Source organism: Spiroplasma endosymbiont of Cantharis nigra (genome assembly GCF_964019925.1).
Taxonomy (GTDB): domain Bacteria; phylum Bacillota_I; class Bacilli_A; order Mycoplasmatales; family Mycoplasmataceae; genus Spiroplasma_A.
On the sequence record NZ_OZ026470.1, the window covers coordinates 840,882 to 860,467 of the forward strand.

The window sequence follows — 19,586 nt, forward strand, 5'->3', positions numbered from 1 at the left end:
TATTTTTATAGATGTATGTTTTCTCCTATTCCTTATTAATTTCAAAAAAATAATAACATTTATTCAATAAAAATTTAAAAAAATACATAGAAAATTTTCTATTTATTATTTTAAGTAATAAAAAAACCTAAACTTTGAGGTTTAGGTTTATGATTATCCTACTGTAATTTCTTTAATATCTTCATTTCTAACAAATAATATTCTTTCACCCTTTTTTGCTCCTCATGATTTTGCAACTTCTGATATTGCTTTATTATCTTTCATAAAGGCATCTAAGTTATCAACTTTATTCATGAAAATTGAGTGCATTGATCCAAAACCAGTTCATAATTTTTCACTGTCACAAACACCTAAGATTGTAACATTTGGTCTAAATTTTGAAATAGTTCTTAATAATTCACCAGTTCTTGAAACCACAATTGCATACTCATAACTTCCACTAATTGTAGTATTAGCTAATTGATTTGCAATTTCTGCTCTTTTACCTGAGCTTGATTTTCTAGCTTTTTCTAATTGCTTTGTATAGTAATTTTTTTCATAAAATTCTACTTCAGCACGCTTATTAATTGTTGACATAGTTTCAACAGTAATAAATGGGAAATCTCCATTTGCTGATTCACCACTTAACATAGTTGCATCAGCTCCTAATTCAGTAGCATAATAAACGTCAGTAACTTCAGCTCTTGTTGGTTGTGGATTATCAGTCATTGATTCTAACATTTGAGTTGCTACAATAACTAATTTTCCTTTATCTCTACATTTTCTAATTATTTGTTTTTCTCAATATGGTACATCATAATATGGGATTTCTAATCCTAAATCTCCACGAGCAACCATAATTCCATCAGAAGCATCAATAATTGAATCAATATTATCACATCCAACTTGTGATTCTATTTTTGAAATAATTTGAATATGTTCAGCATTTTTCTTTTTTAAGATTTCTCTTATTTCATTAACATTATCTGCTGAGTTAACAAATGACGCTGCAATATAATCAATATTATTATCAATACCAAAATTTATATCGTTATAATCTTTTTCTGCTAAAAATGGTAATGTAAATTCAATACCTGGTAAATTAACTCTTTTATTAGTTTTTACTAAGTGATTATTAAATGCTTTACAAATAACTTTAAATTTTTCAACTTTTGTTACATGCATTGTTAATTTTCCATCATCAACTAAAACAGTATCTCCTACTTTAACATCTTGTGACATATCATATGACATTTGCATTTCAGTTGCACTACATTCTCTAGTAGAAAAATCTTTTGGATTTGTGTAAACAATTACTTCTGTTCCAACTTTAACTTCTTGTTTTCCATCTTTCATTTTACCAATTCTAATTTCTGGACCTTTTGTATCCAATAAAATTGAGATTGGTTTATTAATTTCTTTTCTTAAAGTTTTTACTCATTCAAATCTTTCACCATGTTCTTGAAAATCTGCATGTGAGAAATTTAAACGAATTGTTGTCATTCCTTTATCAAACAATTCCTTTATAGCTTCTTTTGAGTGAACACTTGGCCCAATAGTTGTAATAACCTTTGTTCTTTTCATTTTTTCATTTAAATTAAATTTATTCATTTTTTTCTCCTTGTTAATAACAAAAAAATTATATCACTTTATTAGAGTAATTGCTTAAATACACAATTCTATAAAAAAATACCACATTTAAGTGGTATTTTTTTATACTTGATAAACCTTAATATCTTCATTTTTTACAATTAAAATTTCTTCGCCTTTTTTTGCCCCTCAAGATCTTGCGATCTCTATTAGGACATCTTTATTGTTAATAACTTGATCAATGCTCTTTACTTTATTCATAAAGATTGAATGCATTGCTCCAAAACCAGTTCATAATTCCTCTTTATCACAAACCCCTAAAATTGTAACATTTGGTCTAAATTTTGAAATAGTTCTTAATAATTCACCAGTTCTTGAAAGAACAAGAGCAAATTCATATTTACCATTTCTTGTAATATTTGCTAATTCATCAGCAATTTCTGCTCTTTTACCAGTAGTTGATTGACGAGCTACTTCTAAAGCTCTATCATAATAAATTTTTCCATAAAACCCTAATTCTGCTCTTTTATTAATTGTTGCCATAGTTTCTGTAGTAATAAATGGATAAATTCCTGCAGCTGATTCACCACTTAGCATAGTTGCATCAGCTCCTAATTCAGTGGCATAATAAACGTCAGTCACTTCAGCTCTTGTTGGTTGTGGATTATCAGTCATTGATTCCAACATTTGAGTTGCTACTACAACAACTTTTCCAGCTTTTCTACACTTTCTAATCATTTGTTTTTCTCAATATGGTACTTCATAATATGGTATTTCTAACCCTAAATCTCCACGAGCAACCATAATTCCATCTGATGCTTCAATTATTGAATCTATATTAAAAATTCCTATTTTTGATTCTATCTTTGAAATAATTTGAATATATTCTGCCTTTTCTTTTTTTAGTATTTTTCTAATTTCATTAACATTATCTGCAGAGTTAACAAATGACGCTGCAATATAATCAACTTTTACCTTAGCTCCAAATTTAATATCATCAATATCTTTTTGAGCTAAAAATGGTAAAGAGAATTCAACACCAGGCAGATTTACTCTTTTATTTGTTTTAACAATATGACTATTAAAAGCTTTACAATTTACTAATCCCGGTTCTACATTAATAACATTCAATGTTAATTTTCCATCATCTACTAAAACACTATCTCCAGGTTTTAAATCAATACTCATATCATATGAAACTGTCATTTCATTTGATTTGCATTCACGATTTAAATATTCCTCTTGCGTTGTAAAAACTCTAATATCCGTTCCAGCTTTTATTTCTTGAGCACCATCATGAACTTTTCCAATTCTAATTTCAGGTCCTTTTGTATCTAACATTATTGAAATTGGTTTTTCTAACTCATCTCTTAACTCAATAACTGATTTAATTTTTTCTGCTTGTTCTTCTTGTTTTCCATGTGAAAAGTTCAATCGAACAACATTCATACCAGCTTCAAAAAGTTTTCTAATATCATCTTTTGAATGTGTACTTGGTCCAATTGTTGTAACAATTTTAGTTCTTTTTATTTTTTTTGCTATTTTACTTGGTTCATAAAATTCTATTTCTTTATTCATTATATCTCTCCTTGTTAAAACTATACTGCTTTATTAATTTCTCTTAATTTTTTATATTCTTCATTTTTATCTACTTTTGGCATATTTAATGTTGATTCTATATCTCTTGCAACTAAATTATTGTTGCTCATTCCAATATATAAACCACCTTTACCAGCTATTAATTCTTCAACTGCAAAGATACCTGCCTTTACTGCTAAATATCTATCCATAGCAGTTGGTTTACCACCTCTTTGAATATGGCCAAGTATTGTGGCTCTTGTTTCATAACCTGTTTGCTTTTCAATTTTTTTTGCTAATTCATTAACATCATAAATTTTTTCAGCAACAGCAACAATCACACTTCTTTTATTTTTATCATGAAGTACTTTAACTTGTTCAATGATTTCTGCTTCTGATAAGCAATTTTCCTTTGTAGAAAATACTTCAGCTCCACTTCCTGTTGCAGCATATAATGTTAAGTCTCCACAACCATTTCCCATTATTTCTACTATTATACATCTGTTATGAGATTGTATAGTATCTCTCACTTGATCTAAAGCATTAATAACTGTATTTAATGCTGTGTCAAAACCAATTGTATAATCTGAAGAAACAATATCATTATCAATTGTTCCTGGAAGACCAACACAATTAATTCCCATTTTTGTTAATTTTTCAGCTCCTTGATAACTTCCATCTCCACCAATTACAACTAATGCTTCTATTTTTAAAGCTTTTAAATTGGCAACAGCTTTTTGTCTAACTGACTCCTCTTTGAATTCAGGTAATCTAGCTGAACCAATTACTGTTCCACCTTTTGAAATAATATCTGCTGCAAAATTAATATCTACTTTTTCAATTCAATTATTAACAAGACCTTTATAACCATCTCTTATAATATAAGGCTCTATTCCTTTTGAAACTGCAGTTTTAATAACTGATGCAACAGCTGCATTCATTCCAGGAGCATCTCCTCCTGAAGTTAATACTCCTATTTTTTTTATCATAATAACTTCCTCCATATATAGATTATATACTTTTTAAAAATCTAATTAAATAATAGAAAATGCTATTATTTTCATTTTCAATTATTTATTTTTTCAACATCACAAACTGCAATGTAAGGAAGATTTCTCAATCTTTCATCATAATCTAAACCATAACCAATTACAAATTCATTTGCAATTTCAAAACCAACTCAATCTGATTTAATTGGAACAACTCTACCTTCTTTTTTATCTAAAAGAGTCACTATTTTGACTTCCTTAGCACCTTTAAAAGAAATATACTTTTTAATATAATTTAGTGTTATTCCTGAATCAATTATGTCTTCAATTATTAAAACATGCTTATCTTTAATTGATAAATTTAAATCTAAATTAATCTTTGGTTCTCCACTAGTTTTTGTTCCACCCATATATGATGAAACAACCATATACTCTGTTTGACACTCATGATTAAAATGCTTAATAAAATTTGCCATAAAAGGAACACAACCTTTTAATAGTCCTACAATTATAACTGTATTATCCTTTACATTTTGTTTTCTATAATAACTTTCAATTTCTGTTGCCAATTCACTAGTTCTTTTGTCAATCTCTTCTTGATTAAATAAAATCTTTTTGACTAAAGGATGTGTTTTCATTGATACCCCCACTTATTTATATTGTAATTATATACTACTTAATTGAGTTCAAATAGGTTTCTAAAATTAATTTAGCTGCTAATTGGTCTTTATTTTCTTTTTGTTTTTTTCTACTAAAATCAGCTGAGATCATTATTTGTTTTGCCAGTCTTGTAGTTAATCTCTCATCGACTCTTTTAATTTGTTCTTCATTCACAATTTTTTGTTCTAAAAAAATTTCAATAAATTGTTCCACCATTTCAACTCTTTCACCAGAAGAGCCATTCATATTTTTAGGATAACCTATAACTATTTCTTCAAAACCTTCCTTATTTAAAAAAATACTTAATTTAGTAACTGCCTCTAAAAAGTTATACTCTTGAAATCTAATTGTTTCTTTTGGATTTGAGAAATAGCCTTCACTTGTTGCAATACCAATTGTTTTACTCCCAATATCTAATCCGATATATTTAGCCATAATTATTTTTTCCTTTCATAAATTTTTTTTACTATTATTTTTGATAAGAAATAATAAATACTTACCAATAAAATAGAAAATAGAACATCTGTTAAAAAATGCTTTGACATTAATACTCTTGAAATACCTGTAAGTAATATTAAAGAAACTATGGAAATAGTAAAAATTATTTTTGAAACCCTTTTATTATCTAAAAAATAAATTAGACTTAACATTGCTCCTGCTGCTGCTGTATGACCAGAAGGAAAACTACTTCCTCTTACTTTTGAAAAATTTATTTGCAATAGTCATTGAAAATTTTCTTCCTCTATTAATACATCATAAGGTCTATTTCTCCCAAAAAGAATTTTAAAAATTCCTACATTGATAAATAGTAATGATATAAAAAGTGCTGCTGACAAAGCTTGTTGAAAATATATATTAATATAATTATTTTTACCATCAAATAAATCTCTTAAATATATATTTATGAAAATAATAAAAATAACTAGTAAGACTAAAAGAAATATGGAGAAACTAAATTTTGAAATATCAAATGAGTTATTTTTAAAAGAAAATTGTTTTTTAAAGTAAAGAAAAATAGTTAGACTCGCAAAATAAATAAGATTAAATAAAATGACATAAACTATTTTTACATTTCTATTTGTTTTTAAGTAACTTAAAAATTTTAATAAAAATATAAATAGAAATAAATAAATTGGAAAGAATAAACAAACTCTACCATATGTATCAAAAACTGATGTAAATCATGTTTTGTTTAAGCTTTCATTTATTAGTTTAGATATTCTAAGATCAAAAATAGAACTTAAAATAAAAAAAGTTAAAATTACTAGAAATAAAGTTAATATTAAATATTTATTTTTAAGCATAGGTTTTTTACTCATAATTTAATTATAAATAAAAAAACTACAACAAAAAAAGAATCCTTAAGATTCCTTTATAAATTATTTTGTTAAATTATAAAATGATTTTAAACCATCATAAATTGCAGCTTCTCCCAATTCAGCTTCAATTTCAATTAATCTATTATATTTTGCAATTCTATCAGATCTTGACATTGACCCTGTTTTAATTTGACCTGTATTTAAAGCAACAGCTAAATCAGCAATTGTTGAATCTTCTGTTTCCCCTGAACGATGTGAAGTAACAGCTGTTCAACCTGCTTTTTGAGCCATTTCAATTGTTTCAATTGTTTCTGTTAATGTTCCAATTTGGTTTAATTTAATTAATACTGAATTAGCAGCTTTTTTTTCAATTCCTTCAGCAGTAATTTTTGGATTTGTAACAAACAAATCATCTCCAACAATTTGAATTTTGTGACCCATTACTTTTACTTGTTTTTGGAATCCATCTCAATCTGATTCAGCTAAACCATCTTCAATTGAGATAATTGGATATTTATCAACTAATTTATCTAAGAATGAAACCATTTCATCAGTTGTTAATGCTCATTCTTTTCCTGTTAATTTTTCAATTTTCTTAAAGTGATATTTTCCATTAATGTATAATTCTGAGTTAGCACAATCCATTGCGATCATAATACCATCTTTACCTGTTTTATAACCAGCTTTTTTAATTGCTTCAACTAATAAATCTAAAGCAACTTCAACTGGAGTTTTTGCTTTAAATGCTTCAATAGTTTCTTTTGGATATGCTCAAGCAAAGTTTGGTGCAAATCCACCTTCATCACCAACAGCTGTAATATCTTTTTTATCATGTAATAAAGATTTTAAAGCTTGGAAAGTTTCTGAAGCTCATCTTAATGATTCACTAAATGTTGGTGCTCCAACTGGCATAATCATAAACTCTTGGAAATCAATTGCAGAATCTGCATGTTCTCCTCCGTTAATAACATTTAACATTGGTACGGGTAATCTTCTTGCATTTGTTCCACCAATATATCTATATAATGGAATTTCCAATTCACTTGCTGCTGCTTTAGCAACAGCTAAAGAAACACCTAAAATAGCATTTGCTCCTAAATTTTTCTTGAAATCATCACCATCTAATTTACACATTTTTGTATCAATTTTTACTTGCTCTGTTACTTCCATTCCAATTATTTCTTTTGCAATTTTAGTATTTACATTTGCAACAGCCTTTAAAACACCTTTACCATTAAAGCGTTTTTTATCTCCATCTCTTAATTCTAATGCTTCTCTTGAACCAGTTGAAGCTCCTGAAGGAACTTTTGCTGTTCCAAATCCTCCAAATTCAGTTGTAACATCAACTTGAACTGTTGGGAAACCACGTGAGTCTAAAACTTCACGTGCAATAATACTAGTTATTTTTGACATATTAAATTCTCCTTACATTTCTATAATAAACCTATTTTTGTATATTTAAATAATTTTTTCTAATATAATAGTGGAACTTTTTCTAAAAAAAATCCATAATGGAATTTTTAGTGTGGATCATTTCTATGTTGTTTTCTTTCGTTCTCTGTAAGTCATTTTTTTCTTAATCTAATATCTTCTGGTGTCACTTCAACAAGTTCATCTCATTCAATAAATTCTAATGCTTCTTCTAAAGTGAATTTTCTTGCAGGAGTTAATTTAACTGAATCATCACTTCCTGATGCCCTTGTATTTGTTAATTTTTTACCAGTCGTTGGATTAACATTTAAGTCGTTATCTCTTGAATGTAAACCTACAATCATTCCATCATAAACCTCAACTTGAGGTCCAACAAATAATATTCCTCTTTCTTCAAGATTATTTAGTGCATAAGGAAGTGTTATACCATTTGCCATTGAAACAAGAGTACCATTTTGTCTACCTTCAATTTTTCCTTTATATTCTTCATAACCAACACTTGATTTTACCATTACACCTTCACCACGAGTATCATTAGTAAACTCTGATTTAAATCCAATTAAACCTCTTGTTGGTATATGGTAAGTTACTTTATCTCTTAAACCATCTGAATCCATGTCAACCATCATACCTTTTCTTAAGTTTAATTTATTAATAACTGTTCCAGAAAATTCTGTTGGTACGTCAATAATAACTTTTTCCATAGGTTCAAATTTTTGACCTTTTTCATCAATTCTTACAACAACTTCTGGTCTTGATATTCCAAGTTCAAATCCTTCTCTTCTCATTGTTTCAATTAAAACAGACAAGTGAAGTTCTCCTCTACCTAAAACTTTAAACCCATCTGCTGATGAATCAGTTAAAGCCTCAACTTTTAAACCAACGTTTACTTCCAGTTCTTTATCTAATCTCTCTTTGATATTTCTTGTAGTAACATATTTTCCAACTCTTCCAGCAAATGGAGAAGTATTAACTAAAAAATTCATACTCATTGTTGGCTCTTCAATAATAATTGGAGGTAAAGCATCAATTTTATCAATTTCACAAACTGTATCTCCAATTGTTAAATCACCAATACCTGAAATAACAACAATTTCACCAGCTTGTGCTTCTTTAACAGCAACTCTTTTCATTCCTTCATATATAAATAAACCTGATATTTTTCCTTTAGTTACTGAACCATCATTTTTAGAAATTGCAACTTGTTGGCCTTCCTTGATTACACCTTTAAATAATCTTCCAACTCCTAATCTTCCAATAAATGAGTCATAAGCTAAAGATGATATTTGTAATTGAATTGGTTCATTTGCTAATTCTAATGGGTAGTTTCCAACTTGCTTAATAATTGTTTCAAACAAAGGTACTAAATTTTCACTTGTTTCTTCCATTGAATATTGAACAATACCATCACGAGCTGTACCAAATAATGATGGAAATTCAATTTGTTCATCATTTGCATTTAGTTCCATAAATAATTCAAGAACTTCATCAACTACTTCTAATGCTCTTTGATCTTTTTTATCAATTTTATTAATTAATAATATTGGTCTTAACCCCAACTCTAATGCTTTTGATAAAACAAATCTAGTTTGAGGCATTGGACCCTCAGCTGAATCAACTAACAAAATAACTGTATCTACAGTTTTCATAATACGTTCTACTTCACTTGAAAAATCGGCATGTCCAGGAGTATCAACAATATTAATTTTGTAATCATTATATTCAATAGCACAATTTTTTGAATAAATTGTAATACCACGTTCTCTTTCTTGGTCATTGCTGTCCATTACTTGTTCTTTTACTTCTTCATTTGCTCTAAAAACGTTAGATTGATTTAAAAAAGCATCTACTAATGTAGACTTTCCAGCATCAACGTGAGCAATAACTGCTATATTAATAATTTTTTTATTCATGATTCTCTCCTATTTAATAACCTATTGATAATAACAAATATTTAAATATTATACCAACAAAATGGCTTATTTTATTTTATAAAATTTTGTTGATACATATCGCTTTAGTATTTAATTAATATTAATTTTTTAATGTTTTATAAAAAATTTCTTTAGTTTGATCCGATAACATTTTAGTTTCTGCTATTCTTAATTCTTCTTCTTCAATTAAAGGTTTGTTTTCTTCAATAATTGTATTTGTAATTCTTTCCTCTTCAGAGACAATATATTCTCTTAATAATAATGAAAAGTAAATTTTTGTTGAGTGATAAATTGCAAAATTATAAAGTATAACTTCTTCATCTGTACCAAATTGAAGGCTATTATCTTCATCTTCTTCCAGTAAGTCTAATAAATCACTTAATAAGTCATTTATTTTATATGTCTCTTTAATCACTAAATAAAAATCATTTATCTCTTCACATCTATGTATAATTTTCTTAATTTCATTTGTCACTATTATGTATTTGTGTGAGATTTTCATAGTATCAATTTCTTCAACAAAACTTTTGTAATTGAGATCAATAAGCTCTTTAAATGCATAATCATATATTTTTAGATTATTCATAATTTCTTTTTTTGATTCTAAAAATAATATTCTGCTCGAATCATATAGGTATTCATACTCAAAAAAATTATCACAAATTGAAATCATTCTTAATAAACAACTTAGGCTATCTCTATCAACTTGATTTTTTTGTTTTACTTCAATCTCTTCAAATTTTATTTCAATAAAATCTCTAAATTTTTCAATATCTTTTGTCTCAAATCATTCTTGCTGAATTACTTTTAAGAATTTACTTTCTTCACCAAATACTGAATATAAAATAAAAATTTCTTTACTTATTAAATCACTTTGTATAAAATTATATTCTTCATATTCTTTAATAATCATTAAGTATCTCCTACTATTAAATGGAAAAATCCAAGTTAGTTATTTTAAATAAATTAAATATTGATATATTAATAAGTTCTAAAATGAGAACAAATTTTTATTACATTTAAAGAATTATCTATTACTATATTTTGAATAATTTTTGGCTTAATTTCTTTTTTTCAAACTTAAATAATTTCATACTTTTCATAATACTTCTCAACAATTTCTTTAAATAAATTAATTTTTTTCATTTCCATTGCAGAGTTTTGATCTGAATTCAAATCTGGATGAAATTGCTTTGCCATTTTTCTATAAATTTTTTTAAACTCATCAGGCTTCGCCATTTTTGATATACCAAAATAATTAAATGCATCATTTACTTCATCATTAAATACAAGAGTTTTTGTTTTTTCAAAGAAAGTATCAAATTCCTCATCTTCATCTACTGAGAAAAAATTTGCTTGTATAGTTGAATTATTTGTTGACTTTGCTTTACCATATTTACTTTGAAAGATAAATGTTTCAACTGTTAAATCAATAACTTGGTCATACATTCTAGCTCAGTGATAAGTGAAATCATCACCTAAATCAATAATTTCTTCAATTAAAAGATGATGCTTATACGGATCTAATTTTCTTTTATCAATTAATAGAAAAGCCTTCTCAATAATTCCATCCAGTGCTTCTAACGAAGTTCTTTGCATTACTTCAAAAACCCTTATTAGTGGAGTATCATTTATATTTTTATTTGCAAAAGTATAATTAAATAGCTTTCAAAACTTTTTAGTAATGTAAAAACTAAATTTAGAAAGACTATTAACAATTAATGCAGCTTCATAACTACCTAAACGATTAGAAATACTATTATATGTTTCTTTGAAATAACTTGCCATAGGATAAGAATAAAACTTCTCAACTATTGATATTGAACCTAAATTTCAAGAGTACTTATCCAAGTTTTCAGGTGAAATTTGATTTTTTATTATTTCTTGAATTAAGTCATTAAACTTTGAAATATCAATAACTAAATTATCTATATTTCAGTGATTAGCAGGTTTCATTGCTCTATCTCAAATAATCAAACTTGAGATATCTTCAGAGTTATCAAAAAAATTTGATGCTTTTTTAGTCTCTTTTTGCATTTTTTTAAATTCTCGTTTTCATCCCATAAGTTTTCTCCATAAAGTTATTATACTTTATAATACATTCACTTTTAGTATTTCACTTATGTTTTTATAATTTGGCATATATTTTTCAACATATCTTCAAAAGTCCTTTGAATGATTTTTATGAACCAAATGACTTAATTCATGAATAACAACATACTCTAATGCAATAATAGGAAAATGAATCAATCTTGTATTTAAAACTATTTTTGATTTTTCAGGGAAACAGACACCTCATTTACCTTTCATAACTTTTACTGAAAGATTTTTGAAGTCTAAATTCATTATTTGCTTATATTTATTAACAATAGATTCAAAATAGAAAAAATAATTAATTGCTATTTTTTTATACATTCTTTTTAATGTTTCTTCCTTAGTTTCATAAATTTTGAAATCAAGTTTTTCTTTTTTATCAACTTTATCCAAAAATCTTGCAACATATTTTTTATCATTAATCTTGAAAAAGCCATTTTCTGAAATCATATAAAACTGGTTTTTTTCTCTATATTCAATTATTTTTTGAATCTTTTGAATATTTTTATAAATTAATTGTTCAATTTCTCAATCATATGCATGAAATGGTGCAGAAACATTAATACTAGTATCTTCTAACTTTAATCTAATAAATTTTTGGTCTTTTAAAGTTAAACAATAATCTATTTGTTGACCTTTATAGCTTAAAGTCTTATTCAGTTTTACCCTTTTTCTTTCTTTTTGCATTTTTTCTTTCTTTTTTTTCTTTCTTTTTATTTAATATTTCTTCTTCCATTTTCTGAAACTTTTCAAATTTCTCTCTTTTTTCTTCTTCAATTGTTTCTCGTCTTACTCTTTTAATTTCTTTATTAACTTGATCTGGTTCAAATTCTCCAAACTCAATTTTTCCCTCTATAACTTGAGTTACTAAACTTCTAGAGTTCTCATCTCTAATAAAAAAATCACTGTAATCTAATTTCATTTTTCTAATCATATGTGCTTCAAAAATTGAAAATAATCCAAAAATTACTATAACTCCATACATACATTGTAGAGCAATCATTCAACTACTAAATGGAGAAAAACTATCCCTTAATGATTTTCATGCTTGATATATTAAATCATAATTGGGATCTGTTGGATTTGTTTCAATTCCTGCTTCAATTAAAGGAATTATAAAGTATATTCCATAGATAAAGCCCACAAACAATATTGGTCAAAATATTAAACTAAAAGCTAAATAAGCTCTTTGCCTTCATTGTTTTTTATTAAAAAATGGTTTTACATCTGCAAATAGTAAAATTAGCAAGGTCATTAATCATGAAACAGGAGCTATGATATTAATTACAAGTGTAGTATTGGAAGTTAGTCTATCTGGATATATAAATACTCCAATAAATTTTACTAAATTTCTTATTCCATCATCAAAACCTATTGTAAAACCAACAATAATTGGAGCCAATAATCAAAAAATTATCATTAATATTCTAAAAATCAGTAAAATAGTCATAAAAAAAATTGAACCAGTTTTAAAATTTTTAAAATTGATTTTTTTGACTTTATTTTTTTCTTTTTTTAATGCTTTTTCTTTTTTCATAAAATCCCCTAATACTATAATTCTATATAAAAAAAAATTTAAACAAAATAAATGTTTAAATTCTTTTAATGTTTATTTTCATCAGTATTAGTTCTTCTTGACATATATTTAAATTCCCCTGTATCAAAATTAGAAGAATTAATATTATCATAATCTTTATCTTCATTAGAATTCGCAATTGGATCTTCTAAATTTAATGGTAATTCTAATTCATCATCATCTTTAATTGATTCATTTGCTAAATTCTTTTTAATTTCTTCTGGTTTGATTTCCTGTTCAATATCATTTAATATTAGTTGATTTTCCTCAATTGAATATGGAATTATTTTATTATTTTTAGGTTCTTCCTCTGTAATTAAAGAAGACATATCCATTCCGCTTAAAGCTCCAGTTCTTTCAATTTCTTCGATTGCTTCTTCATATGATTTATTTAGACCACTCTTCATATTAAGAATTTTATTTTTTAAATCAGACACATCTTTAAGAGAATCTTGAGATTGATAACTTTGGTCATTTATTTTTTGAGAAACTGAATCTAATTTTTGAGCATTATTTTTAGCTGAGAAATTTTCTGGATTTATTGAAATATTAATAATTGTAATAATTAAATCTACAGTTAAAAGAGAAAGCAATGGCATAAAATAAGTCATTTTAATTTGAATTTCTGCATTTAAATATAAAAAAGTATGAATAGATAAGATAATAATTACTCAAAAACTTATAATAATATCAAATACTCCAAATACTTTTTCTACTTTATTTTTTCCTAAACTTGAGAATAGACTAATTCCAAAGTAAGCTAAGCCACTAAGCAATAATCCAATTCTGTTTATATTAAGATCTTTAAAAGAGAAAATTATTTTATTATTTAAATCAACAGTTATTCAGGGCAGGATTAGAATAAGTGACATAGATATTAATAGCATTATTATAATTTTTCATATTTTAATTTTTTTCATCTAAATACCGCCTATATTTTTAATTATATAATTTTATTAATAATAAATATATAATAATTCCTAAAGAATTATATATTTATTACCATAAAAATTCAATTCATAAAATAATATCTGAATTTATTAATTATCAAATAAAATTAACTATTAAATAGAACGACCTAAAACTTTTTTCATTTTGTAGTGTCATATTTCACCATCTAAAAATTTGTTTGAAATAACTTCAAAACCATTTTTTTTATATAAATTTAAAGCAGATTCTTGAGCATTTAAGAAAATTTCTTGAGCATTTAAATTATTTTTTATAAATTCTTCTAAGAAATTAATAATTTTATTTCCTATACCTTTACCCCTAAATTCTTTTAAAACCGCAATCCTTCCAATATATCATTCGTTTGCTTTCTTTAGAATTCTTGCACAACAAACAACTGTATCATTTTCAAAACCAATAACATGAAAACTTTGTGAATCATACTCATCATACTCATCAGCTTCAGGGTATTTTTGTTCATCACAAAATACCTTTTTTCTAATTTGACATGCTTGATTGAAAATATCATTTTGTGTTGAGTACTCAATTAAAAAATTCATTAATTATCCTCCTAATCATCTAATTTAAGAACAGCTATAAAAGCTTCTTGTGGTACTTCTACAGAACCTATTGCTTTCATTCTTTTTTTACCTTCTTTTTGTTTTTCCAATAATTTTTTCTTACGTGAAATATCTCCACCATAACATTTTGCTAAAACATTTTTTCTCATTGCCTTAATAGTTTCACGAGCTATTATTTTTCCACCAATAGCAGCTTGAATTGGAACTTCAAAATTTTGTCTTGGAATTATTTCTTTTAACTTTTCAGTTAAAATTCTTCCTCTTGTTTGAGCAAAATCCCTATGAACTATTGTTGATAAAGCATCAACAATATCTCCATTTAATAAAATATCCATTTTTACTAATTTTGATTGCTTATAACCTATTAATTCATAATCAAAAGACGCATAACCCTTTGACATTGATTTTAATTTATTGAAAAAATCAAAAACAATTTCGTTTAATGGCATATCATAAACTAAAGTTCTTCTCATATCATCAATATATTCTATATCAATATAATTTCCTCTTCTATCTTGACATAGACTCATTAAATCTCCTAAATATTGATCTGGGGTCATAATTGTCACTTTAACAAAAGGTTCTTCAATAAATTTTATTTTTTGAGGATCTGGTAAAAAAGCCGGATTATCAATTTGAATTGTTTCATCATTTGTTTGAGTAACTTTATAAATAACAGATGGAGCAGTAGCAATTAATATTAAATCATATTCTCTTTCAAGTCTTTCTTGAATAACATCCATATGTAATAAACCTAAAAAACCACATCTAAAGCCAAATCCCAAAGATTGAGAACTTTCAGGTTCATAAACTAAACTTGCATCACTCAATGAAATTTTTTCTAATGCTTCTTTTAGATCTTTATATCTTGCTGTATCAACAGGATATATTCCACAATAAACCATAGGATTTAATTTTTTATATCCATCAAGGGCAACTTTTGCGCTATTTTCTTTTGTTGTTATTGTATCTCCAACTTGCACATCTCTTACTGTTTTAATTGCTGCAGCAATTCACCCAACCTCTCCAGCTTCAAGTTTGTCTTTCTTTACTTCATAAGGTGTTTTAACTCCCAACTCTGTAACTTCATATGTTGCTTTTGATTGCATCATTTTAATTGTTTCGCCAACTTTTATTGTTCCCTCCATAATTCTTACAGAGACCATTACCCCTCTATATTTATCATAATAAGAGTCAAAAATTAATGCTTTTAATGGTTTACTGTCATCAGGGTCTAAAGGTGCAGGAATAAACTTTACAATTGCCTCCAAAACATCTTCAACATTTAAGCCAGTTTTTGCACTTATCATTGGAGCATTTGAACAATCTATTCCAATCACCTTTTCAATTTCTTCTTTTACTCTTTCTGGATCTGCTGCAGGTAAATCCACTTTATTAATTATTGGTACTATTTCTAAATCATTGTCTAATGCCAAATAAACGTTAGCTAATGTTTGTGCTTCAATACCTTGACTGGCATCAACAACTAGTAATGCTCCCTCACAAGCAGCCAAACTTCTAGAAACTTCATACGTAAAATCAACATGACCTGGTGTATCAATTAAATGAAAAATATATTCTTCACCATCTTTAGCTTTATACTTTAATTGAACTGAATTAAGTTTTATTGTAATTCCACGTTCTCTTTCAATATCCATTGAATCTAAAAGTTGTGCTTGCATATCTCTTTTTTGAACAGTTCCAGTTAATTCAAGTAATCTATCTGCTAAAGTTGATTTTCCATGATCAATATGAGCGATTATACTAAAATTTCTAATTTTTGATTTATCCATTTTTAATCGCCTCGTAGTTTTCTTTAAATATTATAACCAATAATCTATTAATAAAAATTAATTTATTGTGAGTCACTAAAAAATAGTTCTTAAAAGGACCTAAAATTATATTCTCGAAATTATAGAAAATAAATTCAAAAAAAACTTTAGTTTTTTACTGTATTATTTTTTAGTTTTTATTTCTAAGTATTTTTTTCAAATTTCATTTACATAATCATGAGTAAAAGGTTTTTGTCTAGTTTTTATCATTTCTTTAATTTCATCAACACTTTTTCATACTTTTTCTATAATATCTCTTGAATAGTTCCAACTAATTCTATTTCTATTAAATTCTTTTAAATCCAATATTTTATAACTATAGTCATTAAAAACTTTAAAATCTAAATCATAATCTATATATTTTACTGTACGTTCTTCAAAAATATAAGGTGATGCTAAATTACAATAGTAATTAATTCCACGTTCCTTAAACATACATATTATGTTATATCATTCCTTCTTAAAAAAGAATCATATAGCTGGTTCATTTGTTTTTCATTTTCTACCATTAATTTCAGTAATTAGTACTTCCTCATTAATTAATATTATATGATTTTCTGTTTCTTCAAAAATACTAACTTTTTCTCATGATCTATATATTTTGCCATTGTGTTTATACGCATGAACAAAAACTAAATCTCCAGTTTTTGATTTCATTCAAAAACCTCCTTTCAGTACCCATTCTATATTATTATTAATATACAAAATAATTATAACTTCAATTCAAGCCTTATTTAAAAAAACAAATACTTTCATATTTGTTTGTTTAAATAATATTATTAATATGCTCTTGCAAAATATACCATTAAATTTGATTCTTTATTACAATTAAAACATTTTGATTTGATTTGATCTACACCATCAGGAATACATCTTGAGTTTGTTGAAGTTTTTTGTTTTACATCATTTTCACATTCAATTTCTCCACAAAAAGGCACTAATACAAATCCTGGTGTTTTTTCAATAATTGATAAATATTGCTTTACACTATCTGCTTTAAAAGTTTTATCAAGTCTATTTTTTAAAGCCTTTTGATAAAGGTTTTTATCGTGCTCTAAAATTTCATTATTTATATAATTTTCAACATCCTCTAATTTTACTTGTACTTTATTTCTTAAGTCTCTTCTAGAGATAGTAACAACTCCATCTTTTAAGTCTCTTGGTCCAACTTCTACTCTAATTGGAACTCCCTTGATTTCAGCTTCAGAGATTTTAAAACCAAAAGACTTATCACTTTTATCTAATTCAACACGATAATTTGAATTTAAATTCTTTTGCAAATTATTTGAAATATCCATTACTTCCTTAGAATCATTAATTGCAATAATTGATATTTGAATTGGTGCCACTTTGCTTGGTAAAACAAGTCCAAAATCATCTGAATGAGTCATAATAATTGCACCGATTAACCTTGTAGATATTCCCCAACTTGATGAATATGCATATTCTTCCTTTTGGTTTTTGTTTTGAAACTTAATATTAAAAGCTTTTGCAAAGTTATCTGCAAAATAGTGACTTGTTCCAGACTGCAATGATTGTCCATCATACATTAATGATTCAATTGTATAAGTTTCTTTAGCTCCAGCAAATTTCTCTTTTTCAGTTTTTCTTCCAGAAATTACAGGTAACAAAAGAATATCATTTGCTAACTTTTTATAAATTTCTAAAATATCCAAAGTCATTTCCTTAGCCTCAACTTTTGATGAATGAAAAGTATGACCCTCTTGTCATAAAAACTCACTACTTCTTAAAAAAGGTCTTGTTGTTTTTTCTCATCTCATAACATTTGCTCATTGATTATATTTAACTGGTAAATCTCTGTATGAATTTATTTCCCTAGATAAAAAATCAGCTACCAGAACTTCGCTTGTTGGTCGAATGAATAAGTTTTCTCCTAAATTTTTATCTCCAACTTTAGTAACAGTTGCAAGTTCTGGAGCAAATCCCTCTACATGTTCTTTTTCAGCAAGAAAAAGTTTCTCTGGTATTAAAAGTGGAAAATAGACATTCTGAATTGCTATTTTTTTAAATTCAATATCTACAATTTTTTGAATTAGTTCTCAAATAGCATAACCATGTGGTTTAAAAATCATTGTTCCTTTTACAGGCCCATATTCCATAAGTCCAGCATTTTTAACAACGTCTGTATATCACTTACTAAAATCTACATCTCTAGAAGTTATTTTTTCCATTTTATTTGCCATTAATTATTTTCTCTCTTTCTTTTTATCAATATTTCCAGTTTCTCCAAAGAAAACATCAATATCAATATCATTTGCTTCTACATATGTTTGAATTCTTTTCAAATTTGCCTTATCTTTAATTAATATAAATTCAATTGCCTCTAAAGGTACTGTTTCATATATATAAACAATATTTTTTGCCTCATCAAATGCTCAATCATTTTTAGTTAATTTAGCTAAATTATGAGGGTTAATTCCAATAACACTAATTTTTTCAATATCTACTTTTGACTCACTTGCTCATTTTCAAAAATGAGCTCTTGTTGATGAATCAAATTCTAATCCAATTGAGTTTTCATTTTCTAGATAAGTTCAGACAATATATTCTTCATTTTTTTTAAGATTTTGATCTTTTAAAAGTCTAATACCGCGCTCTAAAATTAGTAATATATTATTTACATCAGTATAAAAATATAAGTTATTAATATTTTTAGTCTTAATAATATTTAAAACTTTTTTTTGTTGTTCTTTACCTTTAAATAATTTTTTGAAAAAACCCTTTTTAGGTTTATTTTCACTTAATTCCTTATTCTTATCATTTTTTTTCATGTTATAAACCTCTTAACATATTTCATATTACTTATTCTATATCTAATACATTATATATTCAAATAAAAAACCAAGATTTTAAAATCTTGGTTTTATTTTTTAAAAAATGGCGGATTGAGAGAGACTCGAACTCTCGCGCCAGTTACCCGGCCTAACACCTTAGCAGGGTGCCCTCTTCACCAACTTGAGTACCAATCCATTTACATTTTTAATTATAACAAAAATATTGCTTTAACATAAATAGATTTTTTTAAATTATTAAAAACAATTTAGTTTAATAAAA

The 19,586-nt window shown here is 26.1% G+C and carries 18 protein-coding genes and 1 tRNA gene; all 19 read right to left on the reverse strand.

Annotation, left to right across the window (positions count from 1 at the left end):
- Nucleotides 1-153: 153 nt before the first annotated feature.
- The gene (gene pyk, locus AACL04_RS03635) at nt 154-1,590 is read right to left on the reverse strand and encodes a pyruvate kinase (RefSeq protein ID WP_339029647.1); all 1,437 of its coding nucleotides are present in this window, start codon (nt 1,588-1,590) and stop codon (nt 154-156) included.
- Nucleotides 1,591-1,692: 102 nt separating this feature from the next.
- Nucleotides 1,693-3,147, reverse strand: a complete 1,455-nt coding sequence (gene pyk / locus AACL04_RS03640; protein ID WP_339029649.1) for a pyruvate kinase — start codon at nt 3,145-3,147, stop codon at nt 1,693-1,695.
- 20 nt (nt 3,148-3,167) lie between these two features.
- On the reverse strand, nt 3,168-4,136 hold the full coding sequence (gene pfkA, locus AACL04_RS03645; protein WP_339029650.1) for a 6-phosphofructokinase: 969 nt from the start codon (nt 4,134-4,136) through the stop codon (nt 3,168-3,170).
- A gap of 65 nt (nt 4,137-4,201) precedes the next feature.
- On the reverse strand, nt 4,202-4,774 hold the full coding sequence (hpt, locus tag AACL04_RS03650) for a hypoxanthine phosphoribosyltransferase (protein WP_339029652.1): 573 nt from the start codon (nt 4,772-4,774) through the stop codon (nt 4,202-4,204).
- A 34-nt stretch (nt 4,775-4,808) separates the two neighbouring features.
- Complete coding sequence (ruvX, locus tag AACL04_RS03655) at nt 4,809-5,231, reverse strand: Holliday junction resolvase RuvX (RefSeq protein ID WP_339029654.1); 423 nt, start codon at nt 5,229-5,231, stop codon at nt 4,809-4,811.
- A 2-nt stretch (nt 5,232-5,233) separates the two neighbouring features.
- The gene (locus AACL04_RS03660) at nt 5,234-6,100 is read right to left on the reverse strand and encodes a phosphatase PAP2 family protein (protein WP_339029656.1); all 867 of its coding nucleotides are present in this window, start codon (nt 6,098-6,100) and stop codon (nt 5,234-5,236) included.
- A gap of 75 nt (nt 6,101-6,175) precedes the next feature.
- Entirely contained in the window at nt 6,176-7,528 is a 1,353-nt protein-coding gene (gene eno, locus AACL04_RS03665) for a phosphopyruvate hydratase (protein WP_339029658.1), read from the reverse strand.
- A 107-nt stretch (nt 7,529-7,635) separates the two neighbouring features.
- Nucleotides 7,636-9,462 carry a translational GTPase TypA gene (gene typA, locus AACL04_RS03670; protein WP_422397911.1) on the reverse strand — a complete coding sequence of 609 codons (1,827 nt, stop codon included), beginning with the start codon at nt 9,460-9,462 and terminating at the stop codon, nt 7,636-7,638.
- A gap of 118 nt (nt 9,463-9,580) precedes the next feature.
- Nucleotides 9,581-10,393, reverse strand: coding sequence for a hypothetical protein (locus AACL04_RS03675; protein WP_339029662.1), 813 nt, complete (start codon nt 10,391-10,393; stop codon nt 9,581-9,583).
- A gap of 167 nt (nt 10,394-10,560) precedes the next feature.
- On the reverse strand, nt 10,561-11,544 hold the full coding sequence (locus AACL04_RS03680) for a DnaJ domain-containing protein (RefSeq protein WP_339029663.1): 984 nt from the start codon (nt 11,542-11,544) through the stop codon (nt 10,561-10,563).
- A gap of 27 nt (nt 11,545-11,571) precedes the next feature.
- On the reverse strand, nt 11,572-12,261 hold the full coding sequence (locus AACL04_RS03685; RefSeq protein WP_339029665.1) for a SprT family zinc-dependent metalloprotease: 690 nt from the start codon (nt 12,259-12,261) through the stop codon (nt 11,572-11,574).
- Nucleotides 12,227-13,111, reverse strand: a complete 885-nt coding sequence (locus AACL04_RS03690; RefSeq protein ID WP_339029667.1) for a hypothetical protein — start codon at nt 13,109-13,111, stop codon at nt 12,227-12,229. Before AACL04_RS03690 ends, AACL04_RS03685 begins: the two co-directional genes overlap by 35 nt.
- Before the next feature lie 65 nt (nt 13,112-13,176).
- Nucleotides 13,177-14,070, reverse strand: coding sequence for a hypothetical protein (locus AACL04_RS03695; RefSeq protein WP_339029668.1), 894 nt, complete (start codon nt 14,068-14,070; stop codon nt 13,177-13,179).
- Between the two features lie 144 nt (nt 14,071-14,214).
- Nucleotides 14,215-14,658: a GNAT family N-acetyltransferase gene (locus AACL04_RS03700; protein WP_339029669.1), complete on the reverse strand. Its 444-nt coding sequence runs from the start codon at nt 14,656-14,658 to the stop codon at nt 14,215-14,217.
- A gap of 11 nt (nt 14,659-14,669) precedes the next feature.
- Nucleotides 14,670-16,472, reverse strand: coding sequence for a translation elongation factor 4 (gene lepA / locus AACL04_RS03705; RefSeq protein WP_339029671.1), 1,803 nt, complete (start codon nt 16,470-16,472; stop codon nt 14,670-14,672).
- A 162-nt stretch (nt 16,473-16,634) separates the two neighbouring features.
- The gene (locus AACL04_RS03710) at nt 16,635-17,168 is read right to left on the reverse strand and encodes a DUF402 domain-containing protein (RefSeq protein ID WP_339029673.1); all 534 of its coding nucleotides are present in this window, start codon (nt 17,166-17,168) and stop codon (nt 16,635-16,637) included.
- 122 nt (nt 17,169-17,290) lie between these two features.
- Nucleotides 17,291-18,715 carry a proline--tRNA ligase gene (gene proS / locus AACL04_RS03715; protein ID WP_339029675.1) on the reverse strand — a complete coding sequence of 475 codons (1,425 nt, stop codon included), beginning with the start codon at nt 18,713-18,715 and terminating at the stop codon, nt 17,291-17,293.
- Nucleotides 18,716-18,718: 3 nt separating this feature from the next.
- The gene (locus AACL04_RS03720; RefSeq protein ID WP_339029676.1) at nt 18,719-19,303 is read right to left on the reverse strand and encodes an acetyltransferase; all 585 of its coding nucleotides are present in this window, start codon (nt 19,301-19,303) and stop codon (nt 18,719-18,721) included.
- A gap of 107 nt (nt 19,304-19,410) precedes the next feature.
- Nucleotides 19,411-19,501 (reverse strand) — tRNA-Ser (locus tag AACL04_RS03725).
- Nucleotides 19,502-19,586 lie beyond the last annotated feature (85 nt).